11 protein-coding genes are annotated in these 12,179 nt (G+C 58.3%); 2 read left to right on the forward strand and 9 right to left on the reverse strand.

Features of this window, described 5'->3' with window-relative positions; all coding sequences use genetic code 11:
* Positions 1–5: 5 nt before the first annotated feature.
* The 7 genes from tcuB to ybfF all read right to left on the reverse strand — a co-directional run bounded on the left by tcuB (position 6) and on the right by ybfF (position 6,297).
* Positions 6–1,145, reverse strand: coding sequence for a tricarballylate utilization 4Fe-4S protein TcuB (gene tcuB, locus ABLV07_RS22135; protein WP_015704751.1), 1,140 nt, complete (start codon positions 1,143–1,145; stop codon positions 6–8).
* On the reverse strand, positions 1,132–2,535 hold the full coding sequence (gene tcuA, locus ABLV07_RS22140) for an FAD-dependent tricarballylate dehydrogenase TcuA (protein ID WP_045362012.1): 1,404 nt from the start codon (positions 2,533–2,535) through the stop codon (positions 1,132–1,134). The genes tcuB and tcuA overlap by 14 nt, the downstream gene beginning before the upstream one ends.
* A gap of 96 nt (positions 2,536–2,631) precedes the next feature.
* Positions 2,632–3,558 carry a tricarballylate utilization LysR family transcriptional regulator TcuR gene (tcuR, locus tag ABLV07_RS22145; RefSeq protein ID WP_015704753.1) on the reverse strand — a complete coding sequence of 309 codons (927 nt, stop codon included), beginning with the start codon at positions 3,556–3,558 and terminating at the stop codon, positions 2,632–2,634.
* Between the two features lie 113 nt (positions 3,559–3,671).
* On the reverse strand, positions 3,672–4,124 hold the full coding sequence (fur, locus tag ABLV07_RS22150; protein WP_015367698.1) for a ferric iron uptake transcriptional regulator: 453 nt from the start codon (positions 4,122–4,124) through the stop codon (positions 3,672–3,674).
* A gap of 292 nt (positions 4,125–4,416) precedes the next feature.
* Positions 4,417–4,947: a flavodoxin FldA gene (gene fldA, locus ABLV07_RS22155; protein WP_015367697.1), complete on the reverse strand. Its 531-nt coding sequence runs from the start codon at positions 4,945–4,947 to the stop codon at positions 4,417–4,419.
* A 149-nt stretch (positions 4,948–5,096) separates the two neighbouring features.
* The gene (gene ybfE / locus ABLV07_RS22160) at positions 5,097–5,390 is read right to left on the reverse strand and encodes a LexA regulated protein (RefSeq protein ID WP_015367696.1); all 294 of its coding nucleotides are present in this window, start codon (positions 5,388–5,390) and stop codon (positions 5,097–5,099) included.
* 133 nt (positions 5,391–5,523) lie between these two features.
* Complete coding sequence (gene ybfF / locus ABLV07_RS22165; RefSeq protein ID WP_015367695.1) at positions 5,524–6,297, reverse strand: esterase; 774 nt, start codon at positions 6,295–6,297, stop codon at positions 5,524–5,526.
* 229 nt (positions 6,298–6,526) lie between these two features.
* Here ybfF and seqA point away from each other — a divergent pair, with 229 nt between their 5' ends.
* Together seqA and pgm are read left to right on the forward strand one after the other, a co-directional pair.
* Entirely contained in the window at positions 6,527–7,087 is a 561-nt protein-coding gene (gene seqA / locus ABLV07_RS22170; RefSeq protein WP_015367694.1) for a replication initiation negative regulator SeqA, read from the forward strand.
* A gap of 32 nt (positions 7,088–7,119) precedes the next feature.
* Positions 7,120–8,760 carry a phosphoglucomutase (alpha-D-glucose-1,6-bisphosphate-dependent) gene (pgm, locus tag ABLV07_RS22175; protein WP_015367693.1) on the forward strand — a complete coding sequence of 547 codons (1,641 nt, stop codon included), beginning with the start codon at positions 7,120–7,122 and terminating at the stop codon, positions 8,758–8,760.
* Positions 8,761–8,814: 54 nt separating this feature from the next.
* Here the strand turns inward: pgm and kdpE are convergent, their stop codons facing one another.
* Together kdpE and kdpD are read right to left on the reverse strand one after the other, a co-directional pair.
* The gene (gene kdpE / locus ABLV07_RS22180) at positions 8,815–9,492 is read right to left on the reverse strand and encodes a two-component system response regulator KdpE (protein WP_020079352.1); all 678 of its coding nucleotides are present in this window, start codon (positions 9,490–9,492) and stop codon (positions 8,815–8,817) included.
* A complete protein-coding gene (gene kdpD / locus ABLV07_RS22185; protein WP_042893280.1) occupies positions 9,489–12,176 on the reverse strand; it encodes a two-component system sensor histidine kinase KdpD in 2,688 nt (895 codons plus the stop codon). The genes kdpE and kdpD overlap by 4 nt, the downstream gene beginning before the upstream one ends.
* Positions 12,177–12,179 lie beyond the last annotated feature (3 nt).

A 12,179-nucleotide genomic window follows, 5' to 3' on the forward strand; every position in this document is an offset into this window, starting at 1 on the left:
GCGGGTTAGTCACCTGCGACTGCCGCCTGTTTTCCGCGGCGTTTCTCAATCGCCCACTTGAGTAGCGCCGCACAGCGATAAAATCCGTGGGCAAATTTTCCGTAAGGCAGCGTTAAAAACAGCGCCATCACCACCCCGAGATGGATAGCAAGCAGAATGCCCATCCACGAGGTGTCCCGGCCCGCCAGTAGCGCGAGCCCGGTAAAACTGGTCAGCAGCAACAGTAGGATAAAAGCGCGATCCATCGGTTTTTGCCGCGCGTCGCCGTGCAGCGGCGAGCGGCGCAGGTTCAGCCATAGCAAACCCGCAGGGCCTACCAGTAGTCCGATGCCGCCGAGCGTGCCCAGCATCACCGGTACGCTGAAGAACGGGTAGGGGGCTTCCCAGCCGGCGAAATAGTGATAGCCCGTAGCCACAACCGTGGCGGCGAAACAGAGCATAAAGCCGTAAAAGGTGAAGTGGTGAAAACGGCGGCGCATCAGCGTGAAGGCATCATTGGCCTCGTTACAGCCTTTACCGTGGCCACCGTCGAGATATTTCAACGTCAGCGCATCATGCGAGGCCCTGGCGATATCACCAGCTTGCGGTTGGCCAGGCGAGATCTCGCGCCAGAAACGAATCACCCCGCTCATCAATAAACCAATGGCCACAATGAAAACCGAACCGAACATCCACGCCAGCAGGTTATGCGGGAAAATCTGGTAGAAATCACCGGCCAGCGGCGGGTGCAGCAGCGAACCTTTAAGCCCCATCGCCAGCAGCAGAAACAGAACAAGACCCGCGACCAGCGCCAGCACCGTGGCGATCCCCGCACGGCGATATAAACTGCCGAAAGCGGCGGGCCGGGCGTAATGTTGATAGGTTTCCAGCCGCACTTCCGCCATTGCTTTGGGAACATTAATCGCAAACTCGTGCGGCGGGGCATACTGACAGGCGTGCAGACAGGCGCCGCAGTTGTGGCACAGGTTCGCCAGATAGTTAATATCCGCCTTGCCGAATGCCAGACGCTGGGTCATGGCAGGGAACACGGCGCAAAACCCTTCGCAATAGCGGCAGGCGTTACAGACCTGCATCACCCGTTCGACTTCCGCCTCCGGCTCGGTGATGATTTGCGCCTCGATGATCAGCTTTTCAAGCGACTTCATGATGTTTCTCCTGCTGCGCCGCCAGGGCGGCTTGCTGACCGGCAATGCGGCCGAATGTGGTCCCGATCGACATGCCTACGCCGGCGGTATAGCCTTTGCCCAGTACGTTGCCAGCCATCATTTCGCCGGCGACAAACAGGTTGCGGCTCGGCTTACCGGCAAAGTGAACGGCGGCGTGTTGATTGACGTACAGCCCGAGGTAGGTGAAGGTGATCCCTGGACGCAGGGCATAACCATAATAAGGCGGCGTATCGATAGGCCGCGCCCAGTGGGTTTTTGGCGGCGTCAGGCCGGAGGTAGCGCAGTTATCAAGACGGGTATGGTCGAACTGGCCTGGCGTACAGGCGGCATTGTAGCTGGCGATGGTCTGCGACAAACGTTCGCCATCCAGCCCCAATTGGCGGGCCAGTTCCGCGATGGTATTGGCCTGGGCGCCCGGAAAAACGGGCGGCATAAACTGTCCAACGGCTTTACTGTCGATGATCGAATAGCCGATTTGCCCCGGCTGGTGGGCGACCAGACGGCCCCAGATGGCGTAACGTTTGGGCCAGAAATCCTCCCCTTCATCATAAAAGCGCTCGGCATCGCGGTTCACCACCACCCCCAGCGACACGCAGTCGACGCGGGTACAGATGCCGCCGTCATAGAGTGGCGCCCGGGCGTCAATGGCGACGCAGTGCGACTGTGAAGGATCGCCGATGATATCGGCTCCGGCGTCGATCATAAATTTGAGCAGCACCCCCTGGTTAAAACGGGTGCCGCGGATGAGAAAGTTGTCGGCAGGCCACTCGCCGCGCTCATTTTGCCCCCAGGCTTCGCGCAGCCACTCGCGGTTAGATTCAAAACCGCCGGCGGCGAGCACGCAGGTTTTCGCGGCGATCCGCTCGGCGCCTGCCAGCGCGGCGACGAATTCGCCATCACGTAATTCAAGCGCCTGCACCGGCGTGTTATAGCGGATCTGCACGCCCATCTGCTCGGCGCTGCGGTAATAGGCATTGATCAGGGCTTTACCGCCGCCCATAAAAAAGGCGTTGGTGCGGGCGACATGCAGGGCGCCGGATAAGGGCGGTTGAAAGTTAACGCCATGACGGCGCATCCAGTCCCGACATTGCGACGAAGTGCGGATCACCAGGCGAGCCAGCGCTTCGTTGGTGTTGCCCCCGGTGACGCGCAGCAGATCCTGCCAGTATTCTTCTTCCGGGTAGCTGTCTACTAAGACATCCTGCGGCGCATCGTGCATACAACGCAGGTTACGCGTGTGCTGAGAGTTACCGCCCCGCCATTCCCGCGGCGCGGCTTCCAGCAGCAGTACGGATGCGCCTGCTTCCCGGGCGGTTAAGGCGGCGCATAACGCGGCGTTGCCGCCGCCAATCACCAGTACATCCACCATTATCGGCTCCATTACGCTTTGACTAATTGTTAAATTTGTAATGGAAATGTAAGACGCAGGGACGACAGGCGCTATGGCGTAAAGCTAAAGAGGGGTTTAGGAAGTGTAAAGACTGGCGCCCGGCCAGTTGCCGGATTCAACTAGCTGGCGCATGACTTTTGCCAGCATTACCCGTGCCGCAAGGCCTGCCGGGGTGAGTTCGTCATCGGAAAGACTGACCAGAAAATTCGGTCGGCTTAGTACCGGATTATCGACGCCGATCACTCTTAGCGCCTCGCTGTCGAGATGAGAAATCGCCGCGCCCGGCTGCAGCGTGGCGCCGAGCCCGTCACGGACGGCGCGCATCAGCAGGGCCAGGCCATCGATTTCAGCCACCACGTCAACGTTGATGGCGTGCTCCTGGCAAATAGCGTCCAGCCTGCCGCGCAGGCCATGTCCCTGGCTTGGCATAATCAGCGGGATGGCGGCAAGCTGGTCCGGAGAGATGCTATCGCCGGGCAGCGGCGCCAGCACGTCATGGGCGCCAATCAGGAACAGACGTTCCTCAAGAATGGGTCGGGCGCTCCAGCGCAGGATCTTCTCTTTCTGGAAAACGATGGCTAAATCGAGCTGGCGAGTGTTGATCATCCGTTCCAGATTGCCGGAGAGGCTTTCCACCAGGTGCAGGCGGACGTCGGCGTAGCTTTCGCGCATGGCGTTGATAAAAGGTACGCCCAGCACAGAAGCGGTGCTCGGTGCCATACCGACGCTGACGTGACCGGAAAGGCGTGCTTCACGCGCGGCGAGAATGGCATCGTCAGCATGGCGCAGCGCCAGTTGCGCCTGCGAGTAAAAGGCGAGGCCGGCGCTGGTGGGCATTACGCCGCGCGAAGTCCGTTGCAGCAGGCGGATAGCGAGTTCATTTTCCAGACGCGCCATTTGCTGGCTGAGCGCAGAGACGCCAATATTCAGATCGAGCGCGGCGCGGCCCATACTGCCTGTTTCCACGATGCGGACAAAATAGCGTAGCTGGCGCAGCTCCATAGTGACTCTCCGTACAAGGCGTTAGGCTCTGACAGAATACGCATTCAGGCGGATTTCGCCCATAAAAAAAGCCAACCTGAAGGCTGGCTTTTCATTACATACGAGACGGGAAATTATTTATTCACCGCATCGTGGGCATGTTCATCTTCGCGGCAGTCGCCTTCCGCACAGTGGCCGTAGAGGTACAGGCTGTGGTTGGTTAAGCGGATGCCGTGTTGCGCAGCAATTTCACGTTGGCGGGATTCGATAGAATCATCGCTGAACTCGATCACTTTGCCGCAATCGAGGCAAATCAGGTGATCGTGGTGGTGCTGCTGAGTCAGCTCGAATACGGATTTACCGCCTTCGAAGTTGTGGCGAGTCACGATGCCTGCATCGTCGAACTGGTTCAGCACGCGGTAAACGGTAGCCAGACCAATCTCTTCACCCATATCGATCAGGCGTTTGTATAAATCTTCCGCACTGACGTGATGGTTATCCGGTTCCTGCAACACTTCCAGAATTTTCAGTCGGGGAAGTGTGACTTTCAGGCCAGCCTTCTTTAATGCGATATTGTTGTCAGTCATGCGGAATCTGTCCTGTTGCTAAAGATCGGCTTCCTTTAAAGGGAAGCAATACAGAGAATCACCCGATGTAATGCGTCTCATTATAGAGCTGCTACTCTGAAATGAAAACTGCAAGCATCGCGCCTTGTAAGCTGTCAAAAACGAATTACCAGCTACAAACTGTGTCACGTGACCTCGTGGAATCAGAGGACATTGTACAGATATGTGATGAAAAGTTAAAAACTTGTAGCTATTAGTTTGATTGCTTTTATCTATTAATTCAGCGCAGCTTAATAGCTGCGCTGTTTGATTCTTAGGCGTTTTTGATTTCTTCCAGATGCAACTCTTCGGAAATCTGCTTCACCCACTTCTCAACGCGCTCGTTGGTCAGTTCCGGCTGACGGTCTTCATCAATCGCCAGACCGACGAAGTGATCGTCGTCCGCCAGGCCTTTAGACGCTTCGAAGTGATAGCCCGCGGTCGGCCAGTGGCCAACGATGGTTGCGCCGCGCGGTTCAATGATGTCACGAATGGTGCCCAGCGCATCGCAGAAGTATTCTGCGTAATCTTCCTGGTCGCCGCAGCCAAAGACGGCTACCAGCTTACCGTTGAAGTCGATCTCTTCCAGCGTCGGGAAGAAGTCGTCCCAGTCGCACTGCGCTTCGCCGTAGTACCAGGTTGGGATGCCGAGCAGCAGAATATCGTGGCTTTCCAGATCTTCTTTGCTGCTCTTGGCAATGTCGTGAACTTCAGCAACGTCTTTACCGAGCTGCTTTTGGATCATTTTTGCAATATTTTCGGTGTTGCCGGTGTCGCTGCCAAAAAAGATGCCGATGATTGCCATGAGTAAAATAACCTCTTGAAACTTAATGATGTGGTAGTGGCATTATGCCTACAGTTAACGGCAATCATAGCAGAACAGGGAAGGGCGCGGAAACAGCAATAACGTCCTGGTGCACACTCTGCTACATGAAAGCGATTTTTTTGCGTTTTTCAGACTTCGCCCTGGTTACGCAGGCAGGCCAGTTGGTGCATCAGCATCTCTTCGATAAGATCGCTGCGGCTCATGTTGCGGGCTTCCGCCAGCTCATTAAGCGCGTCGACCGCATCGGCGTTGAGCTTCAACTCAACGCGCTTCAAGCCGCGAACCTTATCGCGTTTGAGCTGATTGCGTTTGTTGATGCGCAGTTGTTCATCGCGCGAAAGCGGATTGGTTTTCGGTCTACCCGGGCGACGCTCATTTGCGAACAAATCTAATGTCGTTCGGTCCGTTTGTTCTTTTGCCATGATTCAGAGTGACTTCGGGGAAACAAGCTGCCGGGCTATAGCCGGCGCAGATAGCGCGCCATAATACATCAGGCGAACCGCTGCGCCAACGACCGCGGGCATTATGCCGCGCGGTCGGGCGTTTTTTAGCCACTCAGGCTTCAATTGTGCTCAGATAACGGCGAATTGCGCGTAAAACCGCCTCGGGTTTTTCCGCATGAACCCAGTGTCCGGCGCCGGCAATGACGTGGGCCCGGGCCTGCGGGAACTGCGCCAGCAGCGCGTCGCGGTATTCATCAGTGACATAAGGGGAGTTGCCGCCGGGAATAAATTGCGCCGGGTGCGGCCAGGCGGGCACGGTTTCCCAGCCGACAATATGCGGGTATTGATCCCACAGCGCCGGCACGTTGAAGCGCCACGCGCCGTCGACAAAGGATTTCAGCAGAAACTGAATGACGCCTTCTTCATTTATATACTCGCGCATTACCTGCGCCGCCTGCTGGCGGGTGCTGGCGGCGGATTCGCTGACGGCGTTAATCGCCGCGAAGATCTCATCATGACGGCGGACGTGATAAGCCACCGGCGCAATATCAATCGCCACCAGCCCGGCGATGCGATCCGGCGCCAGCGCGGTCAGCGCCATCACCGCTTTGCCGCCCATCGAATGGCCGATAAAGGTCGCTTTCTCGATCTGATGATCGTCGAGGGTATCGAGCAGATCCTGCGCCATCGCGCGGTAGGTCATCTCCGGTGAACGCGGCGATAAGCCGTGGTTGCGCATATCGACCTGCAATATATCGTAGTCGGCGACCAGATCGCGGGCGAGGATCCCAAGGTTGTCCAGGCTGCCGAACAGGCCGTGTACCAGGACGATTGGGGATTTATTGTGCGGGTTTTGTGCAGATTGCGCTCGGCTATTTAATTTCATGGCAAAGTTCTTTTTTTCGCTCCGTCGGGTTAGGGTATTATGTTGGACATTCTGCCATTAGGCTGCAAGACCCGGAAGCATTCTGAGTTTTACCGCCATCCTGGTTTGACGCTATTCGCGGTTGGGATTTGTCCTCTATCTGATGCCTTTTGTGCTGTAGTGTGAAAGACAAAGGATAGTTAATCCCGACGACTTGTATTCAGAAACAAAGAAATCGCACTGGATTAAGATGAAAACAATCGAAGTTGATGATGAGCTCTACCGCTATATTGCCAGCCACACTCTGCATATCGGCGAGAGCGCATCCGACATTTTACGGCGCATGCTGAAATTTTCCGCCGTTTCTCAGCCTGCATCTGGCGCGCCAGCGGCGAAAGCCGCGCCGGCGGCTGCTCCTGCGGCGGCGCCAGTCGTCGAAGCGAAGCCGGCCAACCCGGTTAAAGATAAAGTCCGCGCCATGCGCGAGCTGCTGTTATCTGACGAATACGCTGAACAAAAGCGCGCGGTTAACCGCTTCATGCTGGTATTGACTACGCTTTACTCGTTAGACAGCAAGGCATTTTCAGAAGCCACTGAGTCTCTGCACGGACGCACCCGCGTATACTTCGCCGAAGACTCACGGACGCTGCTGAAAAGCGGTAATCAGACCAAACCGAAACAGGTTCCTGGTACGCCGTGGTGGGTTATCACCAATACTAATACCGGCCGTAAATGCAGCATGATCGAACACATCATGCAATCAATGCAGTTCCCTGCGGAGCTGATTGAAAAGGTATGCGGCACGATCTAGTTAATTAAACTTTGCACCAGAAGGATCAGGCAATGGCAATCGATAAACGTGCGGGTCAGCCGGCACAACAGAGTGATTTGATTAACGTCGCCCAGCTGACCGCTCAGTACTATGTGCTGAAGCCGGAAGCGGGTAATGCGGAGCATGCGGTTAAGTTTGGCACCTCCGGCCATCGCGGTAGCGCAGGGCGCCACAATTTCAATGAGCAGCATATTCTGGCGATTGCGCAGGCGATTGCGGAAAACCGCGCGAAAAACGGCATCACCGGCCCATGCTACGTTGGTAAGGATACCCACGCTTTATCCGAACCGGCCTTCATTTCCGTGCTGGAAGTGCTGGCGGCGAACGGTGTTGATGTGATCGTTCAGGAAAACAACGGTTTCACCCCGACGCCGGCGGTTTCCAACGCGATTCTGGTGCATAACAAAAAAGGCGGCCCGTTGGCGGATGGTATCGTTATCACCCCGTCGCACAACCCGCCGGAAGATGGCGGTATTAAGTACAACCCGCCAAACGGCGGCCCGGCCGATACCAACGTGACTAAAGTGGTGGAGAACCGCGCGAATGAACTGCTGGCCGCCGGTCTGCAGGGCGTGAAGCGTATTTCTCTCGACGCCGCGCTGGCTTCCGGCCACGTGAAAGAGCAGGACCTGGTACAGCCGTTTATTGAAGGGCTGGCGGATATCGTCGATATGGCGGCTATTCAGAAAGCGGGCCTGAAACTGGGCGTCGACCCGCTGGGCGGTTCGGGTATCGAATACTGGAAACGCATCGGCGAGCATTACAAGCTGGATCTGACCATCGTTAACGATCAGGTCGATCAGACGTTCCGCTTTATGCACCTGGATAAAGATGGCGCGATCCGCATGGACTGCTCCTCCGAGTGTGCGATGGCGGGTCTGCTGGCGCTGCGCGATAAGTTCGATCTGGCCTTCGCCAACGATCCGGATTACGACCGTCACGGTATCGTGACCCCGGCTGGCCTGATGAATCCGAACCACTATCTGGCGGTGGCTATCAACTACCTGTTCCAGCATCGTCCGCAGTGGGGTAAAGACGTTGCGGTTGGTAAAACGCTGGTTTCCTCGGCGATGATTGACCGCGTGGTTAACGATCTGGGCCGTAAGCTGGTGGAAGTGCCGGTGGGCTTCAAGTGGTTTGTTGACGGTCTGTTCGATGGCAGCTTCGGCTTCGGCGGCGAAGAGAGCGCAGGGGCATCATTCCTGCGTTTCGATGGCACGCCGTGGTCCACCGATAAAGATGGTATCATCATGTGCCTGCTGGCGGCGGAAATCACCGCGGTGACCGGTAAGAACCCGCAGGAGCACTACAACGAGCTGGCGGAACGCTTTGGCGCCCCGAGTTACAACCGTCTGCAGGCATCGGCCACTTCCGCGCAGAAAGCGGCGCTGTCTAAGCTGTCGCCGGAAATGGTGAGCGCCGACACGCTGGCGGGCGATCCGATCACCGCGCGTCTGACCGCGGCGCCGGGCAACGGCGCTTCTATCGGCGGGCTGAAAGTGATGACCGACAACGGCTGGTTCGCGGCCCGTCCGTCAGGCACTGAAGACGCCTACAAAATCTACTGCGAGAGCTTCCTTGGCGAAGAGCATCGCAAGCTGATTGAAAAAGAAGCGGTAGAGATTGTCAGTGAAGTGCTGAAAAACGCCTGATCCTGTTTACCCCGGCGGCGTTAACCGACCGCCGGGGTCATTGATTTGTTCCCTTCAAGGCATAAAGCGATAGCCAATACCGGTTTCGGTCAGCAGATGCTGCGGCCGCGCCGGGTCAGCCTCCAGTTTTTGCCGTAAGTGCCCCATATAAATCCGCAAATAGTGACTGTGCTCCACGGCGTTAGGTCCCCATACCTGATTCAGAAGCTGGCGCTGGGTAAGCACTTTGCCCGGATTGTTCAGTAGCGCCGCCAGCAGGCGAAACTCGATGGGCGTCAGATGAATTTCTTCACTGCCGCGCATGATACGGCGGGCGGGGATATCGACGCTAATATCGGCAAAGCGCACCACCGGCTCATCGGCCTGCGCGCTGCCGTGACGGCGTAGCGCGACGCGCAGTCGCGCCTGCAGTTCGCCTATGCCAAACGGTTTACTCAGGTAGTCATCGGCGCCGGCGTCAAGGGCGGCGATTTTGTCATGCTCTTCGCTGCGCGCCGACAGCACGATAATCGGCATCTGGCTCCACTGGCGAACTTCACGGATAAAATCATTACCGTCCCCGTCCGGCAGGCCGAGATCGAGGATCGCTAAATCCGGTTTGCGGGTGGCGGCTTCGATGAGCCCCCGCTGCAGGGTTTCGGCTTCAAATACGCGCATACCGTCGGCTTCCAGCGCGGTGCGCAGAAAGCGGCGGATAGCATGTTCGTCTTCGATGATTAAAACGTTAATCACATGTCCTCGGTTAACTCTTCCAGTTCTGGGGGCGCTTCTCGCGGCAGTGTAACACGGAAACAGGCTCCGCCCTCCGGACGGTTGCTGGCGGTAATGCTACCGTCGTGCACCTCGACAATGGCCTGGCAAATCGCCAGCCCCAGACCGACGCCGGGGATAGCCGATTCTTTATTACCACGCGCGAACTTATCAAAGATAGCTTGTTCCTGGCCTGCCGGGATCCCCGGACCATTATCCCAGACTTCAATGATCAACTGCTGCCTATCCGCTTCGGCGTGAATGCCAATCTGCGCCTGCGCGCCGGCGTATTTATGCGCGTTTTCCAGCAGGTTGATTAGCACCCGCTCAAACAGCGGGCCGTCTACGTGGACCAGCAGTAGCGGGTCCGGCAGCGACAGCTGGATGTGCTGGCCGCCAAGCCCTGGCTCCAGCATACGCAGGGCGCTACCGACTATCTCTTCGAGCGTTAACCACTCTTTATGCAGATTAAAGCCGCCGGACTGAATACGCGCCATATCCAGTAAATTATTCACCAGCCGGGTGGTGTTGAGCACGTGCTGGCGAATTTCGTTGGCCTGCGGCGCGTGCTTCGAACCTTCGCTGGCCAGATCGAGGGTCAGGATCTCCGCCTGGCCGAACAGGACCGTCAGCGGCGTCCGCAGATCGTGGGAGAGGGCGGCCAGTAGTGAGTTGCGCAGGCTTTCGCGTTCGCTGGTCAAGCGCGCCTGCTCTTCGCTGGCGGTCAGGGTCAGACGTTCAAGGGCGCTGGCCACCAGCAGGGTAAAGGTTTCCAGCAGCCGTTGCTGTTCGGGGATCATCAGCTGACGCAGATTTTCCGGTTCGACCAGCAGCAGTCCCCAGGTGCGGGCGGCGCTTTGTAGCGGCAGAATTTGATACGGCACGCCGGGGAGAGTGTCGGTACCGGCTCCGGCTGGCTGGCCCTTATCGAAGCTCCAGCGGGCAATCGCATCATCCCACGAGAAAACGCCGGATTGCTGGGTCATCGGCTGCAGCTGCCCGTTCTCATCTGGCAGCAGTAGTTGGCTGCGGGCCTGAAAGGTGGAGGTAATAAAGCGTTCGCTGGTGGCGGCGATATCTTCGCGGCTGCGGCCGACCGCCAGCGCTTTCGACATTTCATACAGGTGGCGGGTGCGCCGCTCGCGGTAACGCGCCACCCGCGCCTGGTAACGCATCCCGGCGGTCAGGTTGCCGATCACCAGACCAACGGTCAGCATCACGCCGAACGTCAGCAGATACTGGACGTCGGAAACCGCCAGCGTGCCGCGTGGGGCGACAAAAAAGAGATCGAAGCTAATGACGTTGATAAAGGTCGCCAGCACCGATGGCCAGCGGCCATACAGCAGGGCGATAATCACCACGCCCAGTAGATAGAGCATCACCAGGTTGGCGGCTTCGAAGGCCATCAGCCACTGCATGGCGACTACGGTGATAATGGCGCACAGCGCCACGGCCAGCAGGCAGCCCTTCAACTGCTGGCGCCATTTGTCGAGCGCCGTACGATTGTCGTTCGCGCGGGCGGGCAGGGAGGCCGGTTTTTCATCCAGCGCGATCACCACCAGATCGAGGTCCGGGGCGCGACGCGCCAGACGGTCGGCAAACCCGGCTCGTTCCCACCAGCGGCGCTCTCCCTGGCGGCCAATCACAATTTTGCCGAGGTTGTGCTCGCGAGCGTAATGCAGCACCGCTTTTTCTTCCGATGGGTCGGAGAGGGTGGCGGTCTCGGCGCCTAACTCTTGCGCCAGCTTCAGCGCGGCGAGGATCGCCCGCCGCCTGGCCTCCGGCAGACGGTGCAGTGCGGGCGTTTCTACATAGACCGCGTGCCAGACGCTGCCGAGCCTGGCCGCCAGCCGGGCGGCGGCGCGAACCAGTTTTTCGCTGCCGGTGTTGTGGCCGATGCACAGCAGAATGGCGTCGCGGGTGTGCCAGACTTTTTCCTGCCCCTGGCGGTCGCGCCAGGCGCGCATTTGTTCATCTACCCGGTCGGCGGTACGGCGCAGCGCCAGCTCGCGCAGGGCGATCAGATTACCTTTGCGGAAGAAGTTTTCGATGGCGCGTTCGGCCTGGCCGCCAATGTACACCTTGCCCTCATTCAGGCGCTGGCGCAGATCGTCCGGCGGCAAATCCACCAGTACTACATCATCGGCGGCGTCAAAGAAGGGGTCGGGGACGGTTTCGCGTACCTGCACGCCGGTAATACCGCTGACCACATCATTGAGGCTTTCAAGATGCTGGACGTTGACGGTGGTGAAGACGTCGATACCGGCTTCGAGCAGTTCTTCGACGTCCTGCCAGCGTTTCGGGTGGCGCGAACCCGGCGCGTTGCTATGCGCCAGTTCGTCCACCAGGATCAGCGCCGGGCGGCGGGCCAGCGCGGCATCGAGGTCAAACTCATGGACGTAGCGTCCGCGATGGGAAATGCGCTTTTGCGGGAGGGCGCTAAGCCCCTCCAGCATGGCGGCGGTATCTTTGCGGCCGTGGGTTTCCGCCACGCCGATCAGAATATCCAGCCCCTGAGCGCGCAGCCGCTGCGCTTCCGCCAGCATAGCCCAGGTCTTACCCACCCCGGCGCAGGCGCCGAAAAACACCTTCAGCTTGCCGCGATGCGGTGCAGCGGTTTGTTGCAGCAGACGGTCGGGGTCCGGGCGCAGCGGCTCGTCACTCATTGA

Origin of the sequence: Klebsiella sp. CN_Kp097, from assembly GCF_040064495.1 — a bacterium.
GTDB classification, from domain to species: domain Bacteria; phylum Pseudomonadota; class Gammaproteobacteria; order Enterobacterales; family Enterobacteriaceae; genus Klebsiella; species Klebsiella aerogenes.